This window comes from Aeromicrobium sp. REDSEA-S38_B2, assembly GCF_001628525.1.
GTDB lineage: Bacteria > Actinomycetota > Actinomycetes > Propionibacteriales > Nocardioidaceae > Aeromicrobium > Aeromicrobium erythreum.
In genome coordinates this window covers 1-23,325 of record NZ_LUNH01000076.1, presented here as the reverse complement: position 1 = coordinate 23,325, position 23,325 = coordinate 1, and the positions used below count along the sequence as shown (strand labels likewise).

General features: G+C 73.2%; 21 protein-coding genes and 1 pseudogene. 15 read left to right on the top strand and 7 right to left on the bottom strand.

The genetic code is table 11. From position 1 onward, the window contains the following. Nucleotides 1-134: 134 nt before the first annotated feature. From A6Q81_RS14055 to A6Q81_RS14025, 7 genes and pseudogenes are all read left to right on the top strand, one after another. Nucleotides 135-1,598, top strand: a complete 1,464-nt coding sequence (locus tag A6Q81_RS14055) for a pyridoxal phosphate-dependent decarboxylase family protein (protein WP_286690848.1) — start codon at nt 135-137, stop codon at nt 1,596-1,598. 50 nt (nt 1,599-1,648) lie between these two features. Beyond that, complete coding sequence (locus A6Q81_RS14050) at nt 1,649-2,980, top strand: lysine N(6)-hydroxylase/L-ornithine N(5)-oxygenase family protein (RefSeq protein ID WP_286690847.1); 1,332 nt, start codon at nt 1,649-1,651, stop codon at nt 2,978-2,980. Beyond that, on the top strand, nt 2,977-3,636 hold the full coding sequence (locus A6Q81_RS14045; RefSeq protein ID WP_286690846.1) for a GNAT family N-acetyltransferase: 660 nt from the start codon (nt 2,977-2,979) through the stop codon (nt 3,634-3,636). Before A6Q81_RS14050 ends, A6Q81_RS14045 begins: the two co-directional genes overlap by 4 nt. Further along, nucleotides 3,633-4,635: pseudogene (locus A6Q81_RS14040) on the top strand (IucA/IucC family protein); the annotation flags it as partial. The gene A6Q81_RS14045 and the pseudogene A6Q81_RS14040, both read left to right, overlap by 4 nt. Then, nucleotides 4,618-5,322, top strand: a complete 705-nt coding sequence (locus tag A6Q81_RS17305) for an IucA/IucC family C-terminal-domain containing protein (RefSeq protein WP_353681421.1) — start codon at nt 4,618-4,620, stop codon at nt 5,320-5,322. The pseudogene A6Q81_RS14040 and the gene A6Q81_RS17305, both read left to right, overlap by 18 nt. A gap of 91 nt (nt 5,323-5,413) precedes the next feature. Next, nucleotides 5,414-7,216: a penicillin acylase family protein gene (locus tag A6Q81_RS14030; RefSeq protein WP_286690843.1), complete on the top strand. Its 1,803-nt coding sequence runs from the start codon at nt 5,414-5,416 to the stop codon at nt 7,214-7,216. Next, the gene (locus A6Q81_RS14025; RefSeq protein ID WP_286690842.1) at nt 7,213-7,731 is read left to right on the top strand and encodes a GNAT family N-acetyltransferase; all 519 of its coding nucleotides are present in this window, start codon (nt 7,213-7,215) and stop codon (nt 7,729-7,731) included. Before A6Q81_RS14030 ends, A6Q81_RS14025 begins: the two co-directional genes overlap by 4 nt. A 103-nt stretch (nt 7,732-7,834) precedes the next feature. On the opposite strand, the gene A6Q81_RS14020 is transcribed toward A6Q81_RS14025, so the two are convergent. From A6Q81_RS14020 to A6Q81_RS14005, 4 genes are all read right to left on the bottom strand, one after another. Further along, a complete protein-coding gene (locus tag A6Q81_RS14020) occupies nt 7,835-8,440 on the bottom strand; it encodes a hypothetical protein (RefSeq protein WP_286690841.1) in 606 nt (201 codons plus the stop codon). Next, nucleotides 8,437-9,396: an NADPH:quinone oxidoreductase family protein gene (locus tag A6Q81_RS14015; protein WP_253026228.1), complete on the bottom strand. Its 960-nt coding sequence runs from the start codon at nt 9,394-9,396 to the stop codon at nt 8,437-8,439. The genes A6Q81_RS14020 and A6Q81_RS14015 overlap by 4 nt, the downstream gene beginning before the upstream one ends. A 176-nt stretch (nt 9,397-9,572) precedes the next feature. Beyond that, nucleotides 9,573-10,916: a cytochrome P450 gene (locus A6Q81_RS14010; protein WP_286690840.1), complete on the bottom strand. Its 1,344-nt coding sequence runs from the start codon at nt 10,914-10,916 to the stop codon at nt 9,573-9,575. A 1-nt stretch (nt 10,917) separates the two neighbouring features. Continuing rightward, nucleotides 10,918-12,384, bottom strand: coding sequence for a flavin-containing monooxygenase (locus tag A6Q81_RS14005; protein ID WP_286690839.1), 1,467 nt, complete (start codon nt 12,382-12,384; stop codon nt 10,918-10,920). Between the two features lie 67 nt (nt 12,385-12,451). On the opposite strand from A6Q81_RS14005, the gene A6Q81_RS14000 reads away from it, so the two are divergent. Continuing rightward, nucleotides 12,452-13,066: a TetR/AcrR family transcriptional regulator gene (locus A6Q81_RS14000; protein ID WP_286690838.1), complete on the top strand. Its 615-nt coding sequence runs from the start codon at nt 12,452-12,454 to the stop codon at nt 13,064-13,066. 302 nt (nt 13,067-13,368) lie between these two features. On the opposite strand, the gene A6Q81_RS13995 is transcribed toward A6Q81_RS14000, so the two are convergent. Beyond that, nucleotides 13,369-13,860: an inorganic diphosphatase gene (locus tag A6Q81_RS13995; protein WP_067860312.1), complete on the bottom strand. Its 492-nt coding sequence runs from the start codon at nt 13,858-13,860 to the stop codon at nt 13,369-13,371. A 98-nt stretch (nt 13,861-13,958) separates the two neighbouring features. Between A6Q81_RS13995 and dacB the strand changes: the two genes are divergently transcribed. The 7 genes from dacB to A6Q81_RS13960 all read left to right on the top strand — a co-directional run bounded on the left by dacB (nt 13,959) and on the right by A6Q81_RS13960 (nt 20,562). After that, a complete protein-coding gene (gene dacB, locus A6Q81_RS13990) occupies nt 13,959-15,362 on the top strand; it encodes a D-alanyl-D-alanine carboxypeptidase/D-alanyl-D-alanine endopeptidase (RefSeq protein ID WP_286690837.1) in 1,404 nt (467 codons plus the stop codon). A gap of 105 nt (nt 15,363-15,467) precedes the next feature. Then, complete coding sequence (locus A6Q81_RS13985) at nt 15,468-16,616, top strand: peptidoglycan-binding domain-containing protein (protein WP_286690836.1); 1,149 nt, start codon at nt 15,468-15,470, stop codon at nt 16,614-16,616. A gap of 62 nt (nt 16,617-16,678) precedes the next feature. Next, nucleotides 16,679-17,296, top strand: coding sequence for a hypothetical protein (locus A6Q81_RS13980; protein ID WP_286690835.1), 618 nt, complete (start codon nt 16,679-16,681; stop codon nt 17,294-17,296). Nucleotides 17,297-17,376: 80 nt separating this feature from the next. Further along, nucleotides 17,377-17,550, top strand: coding sequence for a hypothetical protein (locus A6Q81_RS13975; RefSeq protein ID WP_253027306.1), 174 nt, complete (start codon nt 17,377-17,379; stop codon nt 17,548-17,550). Nucleotides 17,551-17,553: 3 nt separating this feature from the next. Further along, a complete protein-coding gene (locus A6Q81_RS13970; protein ID WP_202967676.1) occupies nt 17,554-18,792 on the top strand; it encodes a cupin domain-containing protein in 1,239 nt (412 codons plus the stop codon). A gap of 7 nt (nt 18,793-18,799) precedes the next feature. Further along, nucleotides 18,800-19,705: a ferredoxin family protein gene (locus tag A6Q81_RS13965; RefSeq protein WP_286690834.1), complete on the top strand. Its 906-nt coding sequence runs from the start codon at nt 18,800-18,802 to the stop codon at nt 19,703-19,705. Between the two features lie 41 nt (nt 19,706-19,746). After that, complete coding sequence (locus A6Q81_RS13960; protein ID WP_286690833.1) at nt 19,747-20,562, top strand: exonuclease domain-containing protein; 816 nt, start codon at nt 19,747-19,749, stop codon at nt 20,560-20,562. Here the strand turns inward: A6Q81_RS13960 and A6Q81_RS13955 are convergent. Both A6Q81_RS13955 and A6Q81_RS13950 read right to left on the bottom strand, forming a co-directional pair. Then, nucleotides 20,559-22,730: an FHIPEP family type III secretion protein gene (locus tag A6Q81_RS13955; RefSeq protein ID WP_286690832.1), complete on the bottom strand. Its 2,172-nt coding sequence runs from the start codon at nt 22,728-22,730 to the stop codon at nt 20,559-20,561. The genes A6Q81_RS13960 and A6Q81_RS13955 overlap by 4 nt on opposite strands. Before the next feature lie 76 nt (nt 22,731-22,806). Further along, a partial coding sequence (locus A6Q81_RS13950) for an EscU/YscU/HrcU family type III secretion system export apparatus switch protein (RefSeq protein WP_286690831.1) occupies nt 22,807-23,325 on the bottom strand: 519 nt, incomplete at its 5' end.

Genomic DNA, 23,325 nt, shown 5'->3' with positions numbered 1-23,325 from the left:
CCTGGCCGTGACGGCCGATCGACGCCTGAGCGTGTGAGGGGTGTCACCTGAGGTTGCCCGGTCGGTCCTCGCGGTGATTAGGTAAGCCTTGCCTTCAAAAGGGGCACCTCACCACCTCTCGGGGAAGGAGCACGGTGGACAGCCACGTGTTCAGCCCGGCCAACGCCGAGCACTATGCCACGACCATGCGACGCGGGATCGACGTCCTGACCGACCACCTCGCCTCGGTCGAGCAGCCCTTCAGCGGACGCAGCGTCGCCGACGTCGCCCGCACCGTCGACGCCGTCGACCTCGACCAGCCGGTCGACGTGGAGAGCGCGCTCGCCGAGCTGCGCGACGTCTACCTCGACGACGCCGTCTGGTTCCACGACGCCGGCTACGCGGCGCACCTCAACTGCCCGGTCGTCGTGCCGGCCCTGCTCGCCGAGCTGTTCGTCTCGGCGGTCAACTCCTCGCTCGACACCTGGGACCAGAGCGCCGGCGGCACGCTCATCGAGCGCCGCCTCGTCGACTGGACCACCGGCCGCATCGGCTTCGCCGACGGCGCCGACGGCGTGTTCACGTCGGGCGGCACGCAGTCGAACCTGCAGGCGCTGCTCATGGCGCGCGGCGAGACGTTCCTGCGCGGCCACGTCGACCCCGGCCTCGCCTACAACGAGAGCCTGTCGAGGTTCCGCGTGTTCTGCTCGCGCGACGCGCACTTCAGCGTCCAGAAGTCGGCCACCATCCTGGGTCTCGACGCCGACGCGGTCGTCCCTGTCGACGTCGACGCGCGGCACCGGCTGGACCCCGTCGCCCTGGAGCGCGCGCTGCACGACTGCCTCGCGCACGGGCTCGTCCCGATGGCCGTCGTCGCGACCGCCGGCACCACGGACCTCGGCGCGATCGACCCGCTCGGGCCGGTCGCCGACCTCTGCGCCGAGCACGGCGTGTGGATGCACGTCGACGCCGCCTACGGGGGAGGGCTGCTCGCGTCGCGCCGACGTCGGCACCGGCTCGACGGGATCGAGCGCGCCGACTCCGTCACCGTCGACTTCCACAAGACCTTCTTCCAGCCGGTCAGCGCGAGCGCGGTGCTCGTGCGCGACACCGGGGCGCTGCGGCACGTGACCTACCACGCCGAGTACCTCAACCCCCGCACGGCGAACCTGCCGAACCAGGTCGACAAGAGCATGCAGACCACCCGTCGCTTCGACGCCCTCAAGCTCTGGATGACGCTGCGCACCATGGGCGCCGACGCCGTCGGCGACGGCTTCGACACCGTCATCGACCTCGCCCACGCGGCGGCCGACTGGGTCCGCGAGCAGGACGACCTCCTGCTGCGCGCCGAGCCCGAGCTGAGCACCGTCGTGCTGCGCTACCAGCCCGACGGTGTCGACGACGACCACGCCGACGAGCTCAACCCGCGGATCCGCCAGGCCCTCTGGCGCGACGGGCGTTGCGTCGTGGCGGGCACCAAGGTCGAGGGTCGGTCCTGGCTCAAGCTCACCCTGCTCAACCCGGCGACCACGCTCGACGACGTCGTGCGGGTCCTCGAGCGCGTGCGGGCCGCCGGCGACGACCTGCTCGAGCACGACCGTCAGGGGGTCGCGTCGTGACCGGGCCAGCGTCTGATCGCCGCCCACGGCCCGGCACCCCCGCCGGGGACGTGCTCGACTTCGTCGCCGTCGGCGCGGGGCCCTTCAACCTCGGCCTGGCCGCCCTCGCCGAGCCCGCCGGCCTGCAGGGCGTGGTGCTCGAGTCGCGCGAGGAGACCACCTGGCACGGCGGCATGATGCTGCCCGAGGCGACCCTCCAGGTGCCGTTCATGGCCGACCTCGTCACCATGGCCGACCCCACCTCGCCGTACTCCTTCCTGGCCTTCCTTAAGGAGACCGGACGGCTCTACCCGTTCTACATCCGCGAGAGCTTCTACCCGTTGCGTCGCGAGTACGACCGGTACCTGCGCTGGGCGGCCGAGCGGCTCCCGGTGCTGCTCGGCCACCACGTGCAGTCGGTGCGCCGCGACGGCGACCTCTTCGCCGTCACCGCCCTCACCGCCGACGGCCCGACGACGCTGCTGGCCCGGCACGTCGTGCTGGGCGTCGGCACGACGCCGCACGTGCCCGACGCGGCACGCGCGGCCTGTGACGCCGACGGCGGTCTCGCGATCCACTCCGCCGAGTACCTCCAGCGCAAGGAGCAGCTCCAGGAGAGCGGGTCGATCACCGTCGTCGGCAGCGGCCAGAGCGCCGCCGAGGTCTATCGCGACCTGCTGGAGGACGCGCGAGACCGCGACTACCGGCTGACGTGGGTGACGCGGTCGCCGCGGTTCTTCCCGATGGAGTACACGAAGCTCACGCTGGAGATGACGTCGCCGGAGTACACCGCGTACTTCCAGTCGCTGCCGACCACGACGCGCGACCGGCTCGTCGTCGAGCACAAGCCGCTCTACAAGGGCATCAGCGGCGACCTCGTGGACGACATCTACGACACGCTCTACCGCCTGGGCCTCGACGGTCCGGTGCCCACGGACCTGCTGGCCGGCACGACGCTGACCGCCTCCCGCTGGGACGAGGGGGCGGGACGCTTCTCCCTGGAGCTGCGCCACGACGAGACGGACCAGGCGTTCACGCTGGACACGGCGTCGCTCGTGCTCGCCACCGGCTACCGGGCGCAGCTGCCCGACCTCGTGGAGCCGCTGCGCGAGGGGCTGCACTGGGACGAGCGTGGCCGCTACGCCGTCGCCGCCGACTACACGATCGACGCCGAGCACCGCGTGTTCGTGCAGAACGCCGAGGAGCACACGCACGGCTTCGTCGCGCCCGACCTCGGCATGGGCGCGTTCCGCTCGTCGATCATCGTCAACGCCATGGCCGGACGCGAGGTGTACGCCGTCGAGGAGCGGATCGCGTTCCAGACGTTCGGGGCGCCGACGTCCGACCGCGACGGCGGAGCCCGCGCCGACGGGATCCGCAGCCTGACGGGGGTGGACCGATGAGGATCGAGCTCGAGCCGCTCGACGTCGAGCGCGACGTCGACCTGCTGCACGCGTGGGTCACGCACCCGCGGTCGCGGTTCTGGATGATGCAGGGCGCGAGCGTCGACGACGTGCGCCGCGAGTACGCCGACATCGTCGCCAGCCCGCACCACGACGCGTGGCTGGGTCGGGTCGGCGACGGCCCCGGCGGGGGTGCCGGGCCGTGGGCGGCGAACGGCACCGGGGGTGCCGGGCCGTGGGCGGCGAACAGCACCGGGGGTGCCGGGCCGTGGGCGGCGAACAGTCCAGCGTTCCTCGCGGAGACCTACGACCCCGCCCGCTCCGCGCTGAGCGCGGTGCTGGACGTGCGACCCGGCGACCTCGGGATGCACGTGCTGGTGGCCCCCACGGACACGCCGGTGCACGGCTTCACGGCCGAGGTCTTCGCCGCGGTCATGCGGCACTGCTTCGCGCTGCTCGGCCACGCCGACGAGCCGACGGCGCGGGTCGTGGTCGAGCCCGATGCCGCCAACACGGCCATCCACGCGCTGAACGCGCGGGCCGGGTTCGTTGTCGAGGGGGAGGTGCAGCTGCCCGACAAGCGGGCCCTGCTCAGCACCTGCACGCGCGAGCAGTGGGAGCGCAGCGAGCTCGGTGCGGCGGTGGTGGCCCGATGAGCACCGTCGTCGACCTGCACGCGACGTCGCAGGAGGCGTTCGACGCCGCCGACCACCTGGAGCCGGTCACGCTGGAGCGCGCGCAGCGGCGGCTCACCGCCAAGGCCATCGGCGAGCTGACGCACGAGCGTCTGCTGTCGCCGACGCCCGTGCCCGACGCCGCCGGCTGGTGGGAGGTGCGGACGGTCGCGTCCGTCTGGCGCTTCCACGCGCACGTGCACGAGCCCGAGCACTGGTCGGTCGACCCGGCGTCGCTGCTGCGCGCCGACGTCGAGCAGGACGTGACGCGTCCCGTCGACGTGCTCGAGCTGGTGGCCGAGCTGCACGAGGAGCTCGGCATCCCCGACCACCTGGTCGCCGTGTACCTGGAGGAGCTCAGCGCGACCCTCGCCGCGGCGTGCTGGTCCGACGTGCACCACGACCACAGCGCCGAGGACCTCCTCGACGCCGATCTGGCCACGACCGAGGCGGCCATGCACGAGGGCCACCCGGCGTTCATCGCCACGAACGGCCGCATCGGCTACGGCCTCGACGACTACCGTGCCTACGCGCCGGAGACCGGCAGCGAGGTGCACCCCCCGCGACTACCTGCTCGTGCCGGCCCACCCGTGGCAGTGGACCAACAAGCTGGCCATCACGTTCGCCGCCGACGTGGCGCGTCGTGACGTCGTGCCGCTCGGCCCAGGCCGCGACGCCTACCGCGCGCAGCAGTCGGTGCGCACGTTCCTCAACGTCTCCGACCCGTCGCGCCTGTACGTCAAGACCGCCCTGTCGGTGCAGAACATGGGCTTCATGCGGGGGCTGTCGCCGCACTACATGCGCGGCACCCCGGCCATCAACGACTGGGTGCACCGGCTCGTCGCCGACGACGCCGAGCTGCGTCGCTGCGGCTTCGAGGTGCTGCGCGAGCGCGCCGCCGTGGGCTACACCGGTGGCGTCTACCAGCAGGTCGCCGGCGTGCGGCGGGGTCCGTACCAGAAGATGTTCGCCGCCCTGTGGCGCGAGACCCCCACCCTCGTGGCGGGCGAGCGCGCCGCGACGATGGCGTCGCTGCTGCACCGCGACCGCGACGGTCGCAGCCTGGTCGCGGCGACGGTGCGCGCGTCGGGCCTCGACCCGGCCGACTGGGTGCGGCGCTACCTCGACGTCTACCTGCGTCCGGTCGCGCACTGCCTGTGGGCGCACGACCTGGCCTTCATGCCGCACGGGGAGAACCTCATCCTGGTGCTGCGCGACCACGTGCCCGTGCGCGCGTACATGAAGGACGTCGGCGAGGAGGTCGCGCTGCTCGTCGGCGACGGCCCCGAGGCGCACCCCGAGCACGAGCTCCCCGAGGCGGTGCGCCGCATCCGGGCCACCGTGCCGGAGGGTCAGCAGTCGCTCGCGGTGCTCACCGACGTGCTCGACGGGTTCCTGCGGTTCCTCGCCGCGATCCTCGCCGACGACGGTGTGCTCCCGGGCGCCGACTTCTGGACGGTGGCCGCGGAGTGCCTGCGCGACCTGCAGGCCGACCACCCGGAGCTGGCCGACCAGCACGCGCGGTACGACCTGCTCGCCCCGGACTTCGAGCACTCCTGCCTGAACCGGCTGCAGCTGCGCAACACGCTGGAGATGGTCGACCTCGCGGACCAGGCGACGTCGCTGCAGCTGGTCGGCCGGCTCGCCAACCCCCTGCACGGCCGATGACCGCCGTCCCGCACCCGGGTGGGCTCCCGGCGCATCTCTCGGGCGGGACACGCCGGGGGCCCTCCCGGGCGCGGGACGCGAGGGGGCGGGCATGAGCGTGCTCACCGTGCGGGCCGCCTCGCTCGAGGCGCTCGCCTTCGAGCAGGGTCGCCGGACCGTCGAGGTCGCCGAGGACCGTCTGCTGGAGGACCTCGCCCACGTGCAGGCCGTCACGGGCACCGTCTGGGACGAGTTCTGGAGCCGGTCGCTGCTCGTGCGCACCGCGCGACGCGCGCACGAGCGGCTCGACGACGAGACGCGCGGCTTCGTCGACGCCTACGCGGCGGGGGTGCGGGCCGCGGGGATCGAGGACTGGCAGGACTGGACGTCGCTCGGCGTCTTCGCCGTCCACCACGCGCTCTTCGGCTCCCTCGGCCACCACCTGTGGCGGCGTCACGCCGCGCGCGTGCTCGGCTCCGACGCGGCGCGCGCGCTCGCGCAGGAGGTGCCGGCCCTCTCGGGCAGCAACGCCTGGGTCGTGGGAGGCCGCAGGTCGACCGACGGTGCGCCGCTCATCGGCGCCGACCCGCACCGCATCGTCACGGTGCCCAGCGTCTACCAGCGGGTCCACCTCGTGGCCGGCGACGCCGACGTCGACGTCGTCGGGCTGACGTTCCCGGGCGTGCCGGGGGTGCAGCACTTCGGGCACACCGGCACGGTCGCGTGGGCCATCACCAACGCGATGGCCGACACCCAGCGGCTCGTCGACGTCGAGGCCGACACGCCGCGCGACGTCGTCGAGGGCGTGTCGGTGACGGCCGACGGCCCGATCGTCCTCGAACGTCCGGACGGCTCCGGCGTGGCGGTGCGCAGCGTGCCGTGGCTGCTGGACGACCTCGGGTTCGCGGCCTTCGTGCCGCTGCTGCGCGCCCGCACCACCGCCGACGTCGACGCCGCCCTCGACCACTGGGTCGAGCCGGTCAACGACGTGCTCGTGGCCGACGTCGACGGTGCCGTGCTGCACCGGGTCGCCGGCCGGGTGCCGTGGCGCGAGACGTCGGGCGAGTGGTCGGGCTGGGTCGTGCCGCACCGCCGACGGGTGGGGCCGACCGAGCACGCCGTGGTCGCCAACCACCGGCAGGGCGGGCACAGCGCCGCGCTGGCCGACGAGCTCGCGCCCCCGCACCGCGGCCGTCGCCTGCACCAGCTGCTCGCGTCGTCGCCGACGCTCGATGTCGAGACCGGCGCGGCGCTGCACGCCGACACGCTCCTGCTGCCGGCCGCGCACTGGCAGCGCAGGCTGGGGGAGCTGGCGATGTCGTCGGAGCCGGCCGAGGTGCGCCAGGTGCGTGACCGGCTCCTTGCCTGGGACGGGCACATGGACGCCGCGTCGAGCGACGCCGCCCTGTTCGCGCTGCTGCGGTCCGCCGTCGTCCGACGTCTGGTCGCGCACCCCGCGCTCGCCCCGCTGCACGAGCCGTCCGACGACCCGTGGACGGGCCCCGAGGAGCTGTTCGCGCCCTGGCTGCGCCCCGAGCCGCGCGTGGCGCTCGCGCTCGACCGCTGGCTCGAGGACCCGACGGCGGCGTCACCGCTGCTCACGTCGTTCGACCTCGACTGCACGCTGCTCGCCGCGCTGCGCGAGGTCGCGCCGTCGGCGGGCGACGTGGGGCCCTGGGGCGACGTGCACACCTTCACGACCCCCGACGGCGAGGTGCTGCGGCTCGGCGGCGACGACGGCTGCGTGCTGTCGACGTCGTCGCTGCCCGGCCTGGACGACCGGGTGTGGCGCGGCCCGGTCGCGCGACTGGTGTGGAGCCTCGGCGACCGGTCGCGCAGCCGCTGGACCCTGCCCGACGAGACGGACGTGTGGGCGGCGGGCTCGACGTCGCCCCTGGAAGAGGACCTCGCATGACGTTCACGCACCGCCCGCTCGACCCGGTGGCCGACCTCGACCTGGTCCACGGCTGGGTGACGCAGGAGCGCGCCGAGTTCTGGGGGATGACCGACCACACGCGCGAGGAGGTCGGGGAGGTGTACGCCTACCTCGACTCCCTGTCGACGCACCACGCGTACCTCGTCCACGAGGTGGCCGCGGCGCCTCACGATGCGGTGCCGGTCGCGATCTTCCAGACCTACGAGCCGCAGCACGACCCGGTGGGGGAGGCGTACGCGGTGCAGGAGGGGGACCTCGGTGTGCACCTCTTCGTCGGCCCCGGCGAGCCAAGGCCGGGCTTCACGGGCTCGCTGGTCGCCTACGTACGACATGTGCTGATGGCCGACCCCGCCGTCCGTCGGCTCGTGGTCGAGCCCGACGTCCGCAACGAGCGCTCCGTGTCGCGCTTCCTGCGCGAGGGCTTCGAGCGCGGCCCCGTCGTCGACCTGGGCCACAAGACCGCCCAGCTCGCCTTCCTCCCCCGCCCCACCTGACCCCCGCGCCGCGCACGTTTACGTGGGGCCCCACGTAAACGTGCGATAGCGACGCATGTTTGCGGTGGGGGGAGCGTGTTTGCGTGGGGCCCCACGCAAACGGTCACGGTGTGAAGGGGTGGCCGGTGGCCGCGTCGTACAGCTCGACGTCGGCGAGGGGGACGGTGCGGCGGGAGACGCCGACCTTGGTCCACGTGAACCCCTCGGGCGGGTCCTCCCCGGGAGCGGTCACCGCGACGAGGTGCACACCGTCCACCCCGTCCTCGAACGCGGCCACGTAGTCGGCGGCACCCCCGCCGGGCAAGAGGTACCGGGCGCGGAGGCCGACGTGGGGCGCCGGGCGCACCGGGCCGCGACCGTTGCGCCAGCCGTAGGCGGGGGTGTCGTAGAAGGAGATGACGCGACGTCGACCGTCGGCCTCGAGGCGCCACAGCTCGGCCCCCGACGGCGCCCGCGTCTCGCGGAGCACGCCGTCGACGACCTCGACGCCGGGCAGCTCGGGCAGCACCAGGAAGTCGACGAACCGACCCGCTCCGGGCTCCGGGTCGGGGTGGTCGAACGCCGCCCGCGCCGCGTCGGCGTCGGCGTACGTCGCCTGCTCGAGCGGCACGACCGGACCGCCGACGACGTCGAGCCCCTCGAGCACGACGCCCGTGGTCTGCGCCGGGGTGAGCAGCGCGAACCAGCGCCGCCGCACGGTGGGGGTCACGGGACGAGCAGGACCTTGCCGGTCGCGCGACGCTCGTCGATCTCGGCGAGCGCCTGCGCGGCGTCGTCGAGGCCGAACGTGGCGCCGATCGGCGGCGTCAGCGCACCTGAGGCCAGGTGCGGGGCGATCGCGGCCCACTCCTGTGCCACGTGCCCGGGGCGGGCGAGCGCGTAGGCACCCCAGCCGACGCCGACGACGCTGAGGTTGTTGAGCAGCAGCCGGTTCACCTTGACCTCGGGGATGTCGCCCGCGGTGAAGCCGACGACCAGCAGGCGGCCGTCCTCGCGCAGGCTGCGCAGGGAGTCGGTGAACCGGTCGCCGCCGACGGGGTCGACGACGAGGTCGACCTTGCCCGACGCCTTCACCGCGTCGAGGAAGCCGTCGGCGAGCACGAACTCGTCGGCGCCCGCGTCGATCGCGACGGCACCCTTCTCGGCGGTCGACGTGACGGCGACGACGTGACCCGCGCCGAAGGCCTTGGCGACCTGGATCGACGCGGTGCCGACGCCGCCTGCCGCGCCGTGGACGAGCACGCGCTCACCCTCCGCGAGCCGGCCGCGCTCGACGAGCGCGAAGTAGGCGGTGAGGTAGTTCAGCGGCACCGAGGCGCCCTGCTCGAAGGAGACGGAGTCCGGCAGCGGGAACGTCATGTCGGGCTGGGTGACGGCGTACTCCGCGAACCCGCCGAGCATGCAGAACCCGGCCACGCGGTCGCCCGGCGCGAAGCCCGAGCCCTCCGGCGCCGACACGACCTCGCCCGCGACCTCCGAGCCGGGGACGAACGGCAGCTCGGGCTTGAGCTGGTACAGCCCGCGGGTCTGCAGCACCTCCGGGAAGGAGACGCCGGCGGCCCGTACCCGTACGAGCACCTGGCCCTCCGCGGGCGTCGGGTCGGGGAGCTCGGTGACCTCGACGGCCGAGGGCCCGTCGAGCGTCGTGATCTGCACGGCACGCATGGCCCGACCCTAGGGCCGCCACCCGTGACTAAGCAAGCGCTTAGTCAAGATCGGTGGGGTGTCCGCTGCCGGGCCCCGGCACTCACCACGGGAATCCCTCGCCCACCCTGGGAAGCGTCCGCAGGTGAGTGGGGGAGAACCATGGTGGGCTGCTGATTCCCATGACCTCATGGGAATCAGCGGGCACGCAGGATCACGGGGGCCTTGTCGTCGGGGACGTTCGTGATGTTGCGCAGGCGCGGGCCGGTGGGCTGCTCGGTGTGCACCGCGAAGCGCTGCAGCACCTCGCGCAGGACGACCGTGCCCTCCATCAGTGAGAAGGCCGCGCCGATGCAGCGCCGCACGCCCCCGCCGAACGGGATCCACGTGCCCGCCGACACCTCGCCGTCGAGGAACCGGTCGGGCCGGAACAGGTGCGCGTCGGCGAACGACGACTCGCGGCTGTGCGACAGCATGATCGACGGCGCCACCGTCGTGCCGCGCGGCAGGCGACGCCCCGCGACCACCTGGTCGCTCTGCAACGACCGCGCCACGAAGTCGATGATCGGGTGCAGCCGCATGGCCTCCTTGAGGCACGCCTCGAGGAACACCTCGTCGCCCTGGTCGGCAGCCGTGGTGGCCCGCGTCAACAGGTCAGGGTGCTGGCCGAGCTCGTGCAGCGTCCACGACAGCGCCGAGGCGGTCGTCTCGTGCCCGGCCAGCAGCAGCGTGACCAGCTGGTCGCGCAGCTCCTGGTCCGACAACGGCTCCTCGCCGTCGCCGCCCCCCGCGCGCAGCAGCCGCGACAGCACGTCGTCGCGACCCTCCAGCCCGTCGCGCGCGTGCTCGGCCCGACGCTCGGCGATCTCCGCGTACAGCAGCGCGTCGACCTCGCGCAGGTTCGTGAAGAACCCGCGCCATGGCGGCACCTTCCGCAGCCGTGGGAAGATCCACGACAGCAGGATGCCGGCGTCGATGTCGACGATGCGCGTGACCTTCGGGCGCAGCACCGCCAGCCGCTCCTCGTCGGTGACGCCGAAGACCACCTGCAGGATGACCTCGAGCGTCAGCGCGTTCATCGCGTCGAGCGTCACGAGCCGCTGGCCGTCGTGCCAGCCCTGGACGGCCTCCTTCGCCAGGCCCTCCACGAGCGGCCGGTAGCTGCGCATCGCCGGACCCGTGAACGCCGGCATCAGCAGCTTGCGTCCGCGCTGGTGCTCCGCGTCGTCCGTGAGCAGCAGCGAGTGGTCGCCCATGACCGGACGCAGGATCGCGTTGCCCTCGCCCGCGTGGAACTGCGACGGGTCGGCCGCGAAGATCTCCTTCACGTCGGCCGGGTCGGCGTGGACGACGATCGTCCGTGGCCCCGGCAGGATCTGCACGGAGAACGTGTCCCCGTACCGGGCGTGCGCGTCGCGGACGAGCGGACCCCGCTTCCGCATGAAGCGCATGGTCATGAGCAGCGGGTTCCCCCGCGGGCCCGGCGGCACGTCGTAGCCGTGCTCGTCCCCGACGCCGCCGACCTGGCCCGGGCCCGTCACGTCAGGCCGCCTTCTCCCACGCGAAGTCCTGCGCCTCGACCTTGCGCGTCGCCCACCAGTAGCGGAACGTGAAGCCGGGCCAGATCGTGCGGTTCTTGCCCTGGCTGTCGAGGTACCAGCTGGTGCAGCCGCCCTGGCTCCACACGCCCTTGCTGACCTTCTCCTGCAGGGCGTCGTTGAACTCGCGCTGCGCCTGCGACGTCGGCTCGACGGCCTGCGCGCCACGCTCGTCCATCTCATCGAGCATCGCGATGATCCACTTCGTCTGCTGCTCGATCATGAACACGACCGAGTTGTGGCCGAGCGCCGTGTTCGGGCCCAGCAGGAAGAAGAAGTTCGGGAAGTCGGTGACCGAGATGCCCAGGTAGGTCTCGATGCCCTTCTCCTTGAACGTCTTCGACAGGTCGCGGCCACCCTTGCCGGTCACGTGCACCCACTCGAACGCGTCGGTCACGTGGAAGCCCGTGCCGTAGATGATGACGTCGGCCTCGCGGAACGTGCCGTCCTTGGCGCGGATGCCGTCGGCGGTGATCTCCTCGATGCCGTCGGTGACGAGCTCGACGTTGTCGCGGTTGTAGACCGGGACGTAGTTGTCGGTCTTGAGGATGCGCTTGCAGCCCAGGCGGTAGTCGGGGATCAGCTTCTCCGCGACCTCCGGGTCCTTCACGGTGCGGCGGATGTAGTCGGAGACCTTGTTCTCCATGACCTTGGAGACGTTCTGGAGCGGGCCGGTGAACGCCAGCTGCTGCGCCTCGTTCAGCCAGTACATGGCGTTGCGGTACGCGCGGGTCCCGCCGGGGAGCCTCTTGATGAAGGCGCCCTTGCGGCCCTCGATGTCGTGGTTGTGCTTCGGCACGACCCACGGCGCGGTGCGCTGGTAGACGTCGAGCTGCGCGACGTCGCCGACGATCTGCGGGATGAACTGGATGGCACTCGCGCCGGTTCCGACGACTGCGACCTTCTTGCCGGTGAGGTCGACGTCGTGCTGCCACTGCGCGGAGTGGAAGCGCGGGCCGCTGAAGCTCTCGGCCCCGGGCAGGTCGGGGATGTTCGGGATGTGCAGGCCGCCGATGCCGGACACGACGACGCGGGCGTCGTAGGTCTCCTTGCTCGTGCTGACCGTCCACCGCAGCCGGTCCTCGTCCCACACGGCGCCGGTGACCTCGGTCCCGAAGTGGATGACGTCGTAGAGGTCGTGCTTGCGCGCCACCGAGCGCATGTACTCCCAGATCTCCTGCTGGCCGGAGTACTCGCGGCTCCAGTCCTTGTTCAGCTCGTAGGAGAAGGAGTACATGTGGGACTGGATGTCGCACTCGGCTCCGGGGTAGGTGTTGTCGCGCCAGGTGCCGCCGACGTCGTCGGCCTTCTCGATGACGACGAAGTCGTTGCGCCCCGCCTCGCGCAGCTTCATCGCCATGCCCATGCCGCTGAAACCGGTACCGATGACCAGGGTGTCGGTGGTGATCATGTTTCGGATACTATCGGTATCCGAGTTCCGTGACCAGTGTCGCGGACCACGTCACAGGGAGGCAGCGGTGAGCGTCGACAGCGAGCGCGGCACCACGCGCGCGGAACGCCAGGCCCAGACCCGTGAACGGCTCGTCGAGGTCGCGCGCGAGCTCTTCCTCGCCGACGGCTACGCCGGTACCTCGCTCGACAAGGTCGCCGTCGCGGCCGGATTCTCCAAGGGCGCCGTGTACTCCAACTTCTCCGGCAAGGAGGAGCTCTGCATGGCCGTGCTCGACACCATCCACGAGGAGCAGGTCGAGGGCGTCGTCGCCGCGTTCACCGCCGACACCGACCTCGACGGACGGATCGACGCCTTCGCCGCCTGGGTGCGCGAGAAGCTCGGCAAGCCGCGCTGGACGGCGCTCGAGGTGGAGTTCGCGGCCGTCGCGCGCCAGAGCCCCTGGGTCGCCGGCGAGCTCGTGAAGCGTCACCGGATGCTCGTCGCGGCCAGCGCCGACCTGATCGACCGCGTCCTCGCCGACGCCGGCCTCCGCCTCGACTTCGGCGCCCACAAGGCCGCCGTCGCGCTCCTCAGCCTCGGCATCGGCCTGGGCGCCATGCGCTCGCTCGACCCCGAGCTCGACGTCGACGTCTTCGCCGAGACGATGCGCGCGCTGCTGCGCAGCTCGACCTCAGCCTGAGGTCAGGCTGGGTCTGGACGCGCGCCAGGTTTCCGCTGGTCGAGTCGTCAGGACGGCGAGCGCCAGCGAGCTCGTCCTGACGTATCGAGACCACCCGGCAAGGGCTCAGCGTGGCTGCGTCGACGTGCTCGGGACTGAATTCTCACCAGGTCTCGATCTCCGCCGCGGCTACGCCCCTCGTGCGGCGGCTCCAGCGGGACCGGCTTCGCCGGTGCACCACTCGTCCGTCGCGGCTACGCCCCTGCTGCGACGGCTCCACATCCCCGAACCGCTCGGGCGCGGAGCGCCCTCGGGTTCGGTGATCAGTAGCCGCCGTTGTCCTTGAAGCGCTGGAAGCTGCGCTCGATCTCGGCCTCGGCCTCGACGCGGCCGGTCCAGTTGGAGCCCTCGACGGACTTGCCCGGCTCGAGGTCCTTGTAGACCGTGAAGAAGTGCTGGATCTCCAGGCGGTCGAACTCGGCCACGTGGTGGATGTCGCGCAGGTGCTCCTGGCGCGGGTCGGTCGCGGGGACGCACAGGACCTTGTCGTCGCCACCCGCCTCGTCGGTCATCCGGAACATGCCGATCGCGCGGCACGTGATCACGCAGCCGGGGAAGGTGGGCGACGGCAGCAGCACGAGCGCGTCGAGCGGGTCGCCGTCCAGGCCCAGGGTGTCGTCGATGAAGCCGTAGTCGGCCGGGTACTGCGTCGCGGTGAAGAGCGTGCGGTCGAGGCGGATCCGGTGGTCCTTGTGGTCGACCTCGTACTTGTTGCGCTCCCCCTTGGGGATTTCCACGGTCACATCGAAGATCACGGGCCGGGCCTCTCGTGGGTTGCTGATCGTCCGAGCGAGGTGTCGCCGGGGCCGGACGGACCACCGGGCCTGCGCTCTGGGTGCATAGTCTGGCCCATGTGACGCGACGTGACCGAGGCAGGGTCGGGCTGCCGTGGCTGCTGGGCACCCTCGTGCTCGTCGGCGCGCTCGTCGCCGCCGTCGCGTTCGGATGGACCACGGGGCGGCTCAACCCGCTCGTGTGCGGCGGTGCCTGCGGTCCCGAGGCCGTCGCGACCCCGGCCGGGCTCACCCTCGACACGGTGCCCGAGCGCACCGCCCCCGACCCCGTCGTCACCCGACGTCCCGACCCCGACGCCGTGCGCGCCGCCGTGGGGGGCCTGCTCGACGACCCCGACCTCGGCGGGCGCGTCGGCGTGAGCGTCTTGGCGCTCGACGGCACGTCGCTGCTCGACCGCGACGCGTCGGCGACGTTCGTGCCCGCGTCGACGACGAAGCTGCTCACGGCGTACGCCACGTTGTCCAGGCTCGACCCGACCGCGCGATTCTCGACGTCGACCGTGCTGGACGGCGAGCAGGTGGTGCTGGTCGGTGGCGGCGACCCCTACCTCGCCTCGACCAGGCCGAGCCGACCCACGCGCGTCGACCGCGCCGACCTGCGCACCCTCGCGGGACGCACCGCCGACGCGCTGCGGGCCGCCGGCCGCACGACCGTGCGGATCGGCTACGACGCCGGCCTGTTCACGGGGCCCGCCGTCAACCCGACGTGGGAGTCGTCCTACGTCGCCGACCAGGTGGTCACGCCCGTCAGTGCCCTGTGGGCCGACCAGGGGGAGCGTGACGGCGTGCGCAGCACCACCCCCGCGCAGGACGCCACGGCGCGCTTCGCCGGCTACCTGCGCGACGCCGGCATCCGGGTGCGCGGCGACGCGACCCGCGCCGACCCCGGCTCGAGCGCCCAGCCCCTGGCCGTGGTGCGCAGCGCCACGGTCGCGCAGGTCGTCGACGCGATGCTCGTGCGCAGCGACAACGAGGCCGCCGAGGTGCTGCTGCGGCACGTGGGCATCGCCGCCGGCGGCGCGGGCAGCGTGGCCGACGGGACCCGCGCCGTCGTGGCCACGCTGCGCGAGAACGACGTCCCGGTCCCGGGCCTGCGGCTGCGCGACGGCAGCGGGCTGTCGCGCGCCAACAGGATCGCGCCGGCGACCCTGGCAGGCGTGCTGCGCGCGGCCTCGGCGCGGGCGGCCACCGCGCCGCTGCTGGCCGACCTCCCGGTCGGCGGGTTCACCGGCACGCTCGCGAACCGGTTCGGCACCGACTCCGCCGGTCGCGGCCTGGTCCGGGCGAAGACCGGCACGCTGACCGGCGTGCACTCCCTCGCCGGCTACGTCACCGACCGCGACGGCACGCCCCTCGTCTTCGCCGTCATGACCGACGACACCGACGACGTGAACCCCTTCGTCACGCAGGCCGCGATCGACGACGTCGCGGCTGCGCTCGCCGGCTGCTCCTGCGGCGGCTGAAGAACAGTCCTGTAGTTCTGGCGTTCTCGTGGCAGGAGTGACGTGTGGGACGCAGGATGGTGGTCCCGCCGGGTGGGGAAGCCCGACGGGTCGAGGGAGATCATCATGCGCAGGCTCGGGCTCGCGTGTGTCGCCGCACTGTTGTGCGCGACCACGCTCACCGTCATCAGCGGCACCACGTCGACGGCGGCATCGTCGACCCCGGTGGCGTTCCCGTCGAAGCCGAAGGGGCTCAAGGCGCCCGTGACGCTGCCGAAGGACGTCGACCCGGCCTCGGCGTACGTGCCGCAGGTGGCCTGCCAGCCCGGCACGCCACGCGGCGTCGCGCTGACGCGTGACCTGGTCATGCGCACCTACGGCGTCGGCGGCGCGGGGAACACGGCCCGCAGCTGCACCGAGGGGGTCTCCGAGCACGCCGACGGCCGCGCGTGGGACTGGATGGTCGACGTCACGAAGCCGTCCGAGCGCGCCGCGGCGGCGGACTTCCTGGCCTGGCTCACGAAGGACGGCGGCACGAACGCCCGACGGCTGGGCGTCATGTACGTCATCTACAACGAGAAGATCTGGGCGATCTACCGGGCCAAAGAGGGCTGGCGACCCAGCTCCGGCCACCGCGACCACGTGCACGTCTCGTTCAGCTGGAACGGCGCCCGGGGCACCACCAGCTTCTGGACGGGCAAGGTCCAGCCGGTCGACTACGGCCCGTGCGCCCGGTACAGCGGCCAGCCCGGCGTCGTGAACGGCCAGGCGCGCACGAGTCCCTGCCCCGCGCTCACGGCGCTCGTGCGCAAGACGTCGCGCAGCACCGAGGAGCTCGGCTCGCGCGCGTCGACCGTGCGTTCGGCGCAGACCGCGCTGGGCGTCAAGGTCACCGGCACGCTCGACACCACCACGCGGTCCGCGCTCGCGCGCTACCAGAAGGCGCACGACCTGCCGCCCACGGCGACCCTCGACCAGCCGACGTGGTCCTCGCTCGTCCCGGCCAGCACGACCTGGGACGCTGCCGGCTCGATGACGTCGAGCGAGGCGGCGCGCTACGGCGCGAAGAACTACCCGACCACCCTCGGTCCGTGGGCGACGGGCAAGTCCGTGCTGGTGCTGCAGGTCGCGCTCGCGGTGCCGCGCGCCGACCGCAACGGCTACCTCGGGCCGCGGACCGTCGCCGCCGTCAAGGCGCGGCAGCAGGCGCTCGGTCGCCCGGTCACGGGTCGCTGGTCGAAGGCCGACTGGGCGGCGCTGGCAGCAGCCTCCTGACCTGCGACGACGCCGTCGCCGTTGGACTGGTGCACGGCCGCCGGCCGCGCGACGATGGGTCCATGAGCGACGACCAGGTGCAGCGACCGGCCCGCGACGACCACGACGTCGACCGCAGCCACGGCAAGGACGAACGACGCTACGTGCCCTCCGAGGTCGACCCCAAGCGATGGGTCAAGCGCCTCGCGGCCGTGCTGGTGGGCGTGGCCGTGGTCTACCTGCTGGCCCTCGTGGCGGGGGCGTTCTTCCCGCGCTGGTGGGCGCAGCGCGTGGCCGACCAGGTCAACGGCGACATCACGAGCGGCGTCCTGTGGGGGCTCTTCTACGGGTTCGTGTTCACCATCGTGCCGCTGCTCGTCGTCGTGCAGCTGCGCCGGCGGTTCTTCAACTGGACCTGGCGCGGGATCCTGCTCCTCGTGGCCGTCGTGCTGGCCGCCCCCAACTGGTTCACGCTGTCGATCGTCGTCGGAGCCGGCAGTGCCGCGCACGCCGGCGAGCGGATCCTCGACGTCGACGCGCCGGGCTTCCGCGTGGCCAGCGCGATCGGTGCGGTGGGAGCCGTCGCACTCGTCGTCATCCTCACCGTCACGGGCGCGCTGGCCCACCGTCGCAGGCGCCAGGTGCGCGACCTCAAGGGTCAGCTGCACGAGCGCGACGAGCGTCCCGGGACGGGCGCCTGACGCCGAGTTGCGACGTCCGCGCACGGTGCCAGGCTGGGTCTCGCGGCACCCGCCGCGTACCCGACTCGAGGAGGAACCTCATGAGCGAGCAGAACCTTGAAGGACCCGCTGACGGTGGCGCCGAGGGCACCCCGGGTGTCCAGGACGGCGGCGCTGACGGTGGCGCCGAGGGCCCCGCTGACGGTGGCGCCGAGGGCACGCCGGGCGTGCAGGACGGTGGCGCCGACGGTGGCGCCGACGGCTCGGCGCACTGAGTCGTGACCACCACCGAGCAGGGCGGGCCGACCGGGACGACGTCACCTGACGTCGCCCCCGGTCGTCCGGCCCTGCGTCGGCTGGTCGTCGACCCCGTCGGCTTCGCCGCCGACACGTGGGGTCGGGCGCCGCTGCTCACCCGCGCGGCCGACCTGCCCGGCGCCTTCGACGACCTCTTCGGCGAGACCGCGGTCGACGACCTCGTCTCCACCCACGGCCTGCGTACCCCGTTCCTGCGGGTCGCGAAGGACGGCAGCACCCTGCCCACCCGCGCCTTCACGTCCGGCGGCGGCGTGGGTGCCGGCATCGCCGACCAGGTCGACGACACCCGCCTCACGGCACTGTTCGCCGACGGCGCCACGCTCGTGCTGCAGGCCCTGCACCGCACCTGGCCCCCGGTCGTGGCGTTCGCCCAGCAGCTCGTCGCCGACCTCGGCCACCCCGTCCAGGTCAACGCCTACGTCACGCCGCCGCAGTCGCGCGGCTTCGACGACCACTACGACGTGCACGACGTGTTCGTCCTGCAGATCTCCGGCGCCAAGCGCTGGCGCATCCACGCCCCCGTCCACGAGGCGCCCTTGCGCGACCAGCCCTGGACCGACCGTCGCGAGGCCGTGCGCGCCGAGGCGGAGCGCGAGTGCCTCATCGACGAGGTGCTCGAGCCCGGCGACGTCCTGTACCTCCCGCGCGGCACCCTCCACGCCGCGACGGCGCTCGGCGACGTCAGCACGCACCTGACGTTCGGCGTCCACACCTGGAACCGCCACCACCTCGCCGAGGAGGTCGTGGCCGCGGCCCTGGCTGCGGTCGCCGACGACCCCGACGTCCGCACGTCGCTGCCCCTGGGCGTCGACGTCGCCGACCCCGACGACCTCCACGCCCACGCCGAGCTGGTGCGCGACCGGCTGCTGGCCGCCGTCCGCGCCGTGCCCACCGACACGCTCGCCGCCGCGCTCGGGGGGCGCGACGGCACGTCGGGCCGCGCCGCACCCGTGGGTCCGCTGGCGCAGCTGCGCCTGGCCCAGGGGCTCACCGACGACACCGCGCTCGTGCTGCGCGGCAGCCTGGCGGCGCACGTCGCGGACGGGCACCTGCGCGGCCGGGGGGTCGACGTCGACGTCGCCGACCTCGAGGCCGACGTGCTCCACGGGCTGCTCGACGGCCAGGTGGTCACCGTCGCCCGTCTCGGGCACGAGACCGCGCGCCGGCTCGTCGCCGCGGGCGTGCTCGTGGCGGCCTGAGCCGCCCGTGGCCGACCTCGACGACCTCTGCGCCGCGCGCGCCCGCGTGCGCGCCGACCCCCTCCCGGGCACGGCGCTGCACGTGCAGCGGCTGCTGCTCGTCGAGCACCAGGGCCCGTGGCCGTTCCACGCGCTCGAGTCCGAGGGGCTGGACCCCGACGTCGTGGCCCGGCTCGTCGAGGCCACCCGCGAGGCGGGCGGTCGGACCGTCCTGATCCGCCGACCGGGGCGCCGCAGCGACGCCGACGGTCCCCGCGCGTGGGCCGTCGTCGACGTCCCCGCCGGCCGGCTGCGCTGGGGCACCTGGACCGAGCCGGCGGACCTGCTCGACTCGTGCCCCGTGCTGCGCGAGCCCGCCGACCACGACGGCTGGACCGACGAGCCGGCCGTGCTGGTGTGCGCGCACGGACGCCACGACACCTGCTGCGCCGTGCGCGGTCGTCCGGTGGCCGCCGCGCTCGCCGAGCGGTTCGGCGACGCGGTGTGGGAGTGCAGCCACGTGGGTGGCGACCGGTTCGCGGCGAACGTCGTGGTGGTGCCCGACACGACCTACTACGGCGGGCTCGACGACGACACGTCGCTCGACGTCGTCGCCGAGCACCTCGCCGGGCGCGTGACCCCCTGGGCGCTGCGCGGCAGCAGCGCGATGCCGCCCGTGGCGCAGGCGGCCGCGGTGGCGGTGCACGAGCGGTGGGGGCCGGGGGGCCCGCGCGACGTGCAGTGCGTCGAGGTGACCGCGCTGGCCGACGACCGCTGGCGGGTGCGCCTGTCGTGCGACGGCATCCTCCCGCCACGGGTGGTCGCCGACGTGCGCGCGGTGCAGCGCGAGGCCGCCGTGCTCACCTGCCAGGCACCTCGGGCGACGTCGGCCCGGGCGTTCGTGGTCGACGCGCTGGAGCCCGACGGCCGGTGAGCCTCCCCGGAGTTGTCCGTCCCGCCGCCTAGCGTCGGGCCGTGCGCACCAACCGGTTCGAGGGCTTCTGCGCCGCCTGCACCCTCCACGTGCTCGCGGGAGCCGGCCGGCTCACCGGCACGCCGGGCGCCTGGCGCACGTGGTGCGTCGCCTGCGCACCCCGCCCGCCGGCACGGGGCGGGCACGACGGGTGGCACCGGCTGCCGCTCGCCTCGCTCGACCTCGAGACCACCGGCACCGACGCGCTGCACGACCGCGTGGTGAGCTTCGCGCTGCTCGACGAGCCCGGCTTCGAGATCACCGGCCTCGTCCGGCCGGACGTCCCCGTGCCCGAGGCAGCCGCCGCCGTCCACGGCATCACGGACGCGATGCTGCAGGACGCCCCGACGTCGGCGGAGGCGCTGCCGGTCGTGCTCGACTGGCTCGCGACGCTCGCCGAGCGCCGGGTGGGTCTCGTGGTGTTCAACGCCTGCTACGACCTGTCGATGTTGCGCGCCGAGGCGCGCCGGCACGGGCTCGCCGAGCCCGACTGGGAGCGGTTGCTCGTCGTCGACCCGTACGTCGTCGACTGGGGGATCGAGCGTGGCGCGCTGGGTCGTCGTCGCCTCGGCGACGTCGCCGCCTACTACGGGGTCGCGCTCGACGGTGCGCACGACGCCACGTGCGACGCGGTCGCCGCGCGACAGGTGGCGGTCGAGCTGGCGGCCAGACACGCCGACGTCGGCACGCTCGACCTGGAGCAGCTCATGCACGCCCAGCGCGGGTGGTACGCCGAGCGCGCGGAGGACTGGAACGCCTACGCGCGGCGGGTCGGCCGCGACCTCGACGACCCCGCCGGCTGGCCGCTCGTCGGCTAGATGGGCCGGGGGGCCTCGGGGTCGACGCCCCGGACACGGTCCAGGATCGCCGTCGCGGCCGCGTCGGGCGCCTGCTCCGGTATCCAGTGCGTCACGCCCTCGAGCACCTCGTACCGGTAGTCGGCGCTCACGTGCGCGCCGCACGTGTCGGCCCCGGCCCGACCGATGGCGAGGTCGTCGTCGCTCCAGACGAAGGTGGTCGGCACGTCGACCGACGGCAGACCCGCCAGCTCCGGGGTCATGGCGCGGTACCAGCCGAGCGCCGCGGTGAGCGCCCCCGGCTCCTGCAGCTGCGCGACGTAGGCGTCGACGAGGTGCTGGGCCAGGCCGCCGATCACGGTCTGCGCGGTCACCGGGTCGAGCACGAGCGTGGCGCCCTGCTCGCCGTGGCGCAGCGACTCCAGGAGCCGCTGCTCGAAGACCGGGTCGAAGCTGAGCACGTGCACGGTCCCGCCGGCGACGTACGGCGCCACCACGGCCGGGCCGAGGGCGGTGCGCGCGGCGTCGACGAGGGCGTCGACGTCCTTGGTCTGGGCCGCCTTCAGCGACAGCGCCTCGTAGATCCGGACCAGGTCGCGGATCGCGATGCCCTCCTCGAGCAGCTGCTGCAGCACCCGCTGCACCTCGCCGAGCGACAGCAGCGCCGGGGTGAGCTCGTCGACCACGTTGGGGTGGGTGCGCTTGACGACGTCGGTGAGGAGCCGGACGTCCTCGCGGCCCAGCAGCCGGGCGGCGTAGGTGGTGACGACCTGGGAGAGGTGGGTGGTGATGACCGCGGAGCGCTCCACGACGGTGGCGCCGGACAGCTCGGCCTGGGCCCGCAGCTCGGCGGGGATCCACTTGGCCTCGAGGCCGAACACCGGCTCCTTGGTGGCCTCGCCGGGAAGCGAGCCGAGGAAGTCGCCGATCGCCAGGATGGTGCCCGGGGGCGCCTCGCCACGGGCGACCTCGATGTCGAAGAGCTTGATGGCGTAGGTGCGGCTGGGCAGCTCGAGGTTGTCCCGGGTGCGCACGAGCGGCACGACCACGCCGAGGTCGCCGGCGATCTTGCGGCGCAGCGCCTTCACCCGCTGCAGCAGGTCGCCGCCGTGGGCCTGGTCGACCAGGTCGATCATGTCCGCGGACAGCTCCAGGCCCAGCGGGTCCACCTGGATCTCCTCGGCCAGCTGCTCGGGGTGGTCGGCGGCGGGGAGCTCGGCGACCTCGTCGGTGGCCTCGACCGCTGCCGGCTCCTCGCGACCGGCCCGGGCGGACAGCAGCAGCATCACGCCGCCGACGACGAGGAAGGGGATCTTCGGCAGGCCGGGGATCAGGCACAGGGCCATCGCGCCGAAGCCGGCGATCTGCAGGGCGTTCTTGTTGCCGGTGATCTGCTTGACGATGTCGGAGCCCATGTCGGACTCCGCGGCGCTGCGGGTGACGACCAGGCCGGTGGCGACCGAGAGCAGCAGGGCCGGGATCTGGCTGACCAGGCCGTCGCCGACCGTCAGCAGCGAGTAGGTGGAGACGGCGTCGCCGGGGGACATGCCGAGCTGGGCCAGGCCGATGGCCATGCCGCCGATGAGGTTGACGACGGTGATGAGGATGGCGGCGATCGCGTCGCCCTTGACGAACTTCGAGGCACCGTCCATCGCGCCGTAGAAGTCGGCCTCGGCGTGCACCTCCTGGCGACGGCGACGTGCCTCGTCCTCGTCGATGAGCCCGGAGTTGAGGTCGGCGTCGATCGCCATCTGCTTGCCGGGCATCGCGTCGAGGGTGAACCGGGCGCCGACCTCGGCCACGCGCTCGGCGCCCTTGGTGATGACGACGAACTGGATGATCAGCAGGATCACGAAGATGATCAGTCCGACGATCAGCGAGCCGCCGACCACGAAGTGCCCGAAGGTCTCGATGACCTTCCCGGCGTAGCCGTCCAGCAGCACCAGCCGGGTCGCGCTCACGTTGAGGGCCAGGCGGAAGAGCGTCATCACCAGCAGCACGGCCGGGAAGGCGGCGAAGTCCAGGGGGCGCTCGACCGACATCGCGGTGAGCAGCACCAGCAGCGCGCCGGCGATGTTGGCCGCGATCAGCAGGTCGAGCACGACCGGCGGCAGCGGGACGACGAGCATCACGACGATCATGACGATCCCGACGGGGACGCCGATCTGGGTCAGTCGCTGGAGGGACATGCGGGCCTTCCGGGGTCGTGGAGCTCACTCGACCAGCCGTCCTGGCTGCAGCGACGCCCTCCTGGCGTCGGGGGTCCTATCGACCGGCGGGCACGGCACCTGAGGGGTTCGACCCGGCCGCGGCGGCCGCGGTCGGTGTCCGGCGGCGCCGCGCGCCGGCGTGCGGCACGTCCGGCAGGGCGGCCTCGCCGCGCGGGGAGCGGTGGGTGCCGGCGTACGACCCGCGCTGGCGGCGGCTGATGACGAACGCCAGCACGTGCGCCACCGCGGCGAACAGCTCGGTCGGGATCTCCATGCCGACCTCGGTGGAGCGGTAGAGCGCACGGGCGAGCGGGACGTCCTGCACGAGGGGTACGCCGGCGTCGGTGGCCACCTCACGGATCCGCGCCGCCACCACGCCGGCCCCGCGCGCCACGACGACCGGGGCGCCGCGCTCGGGCTGGTAGCGCAGGGCGACCGCCACGTGCGTGGGGTTGACCAGCACGACGTCGGACTCCATCACGTCGGCGATCATCCGGTTGCGCGCGTTGGCCAGCTGGCGGGACCGGATCTGACCCTTGAGCATCGGGTCGCCCTCGGCCTGCTTGTGCTCGTC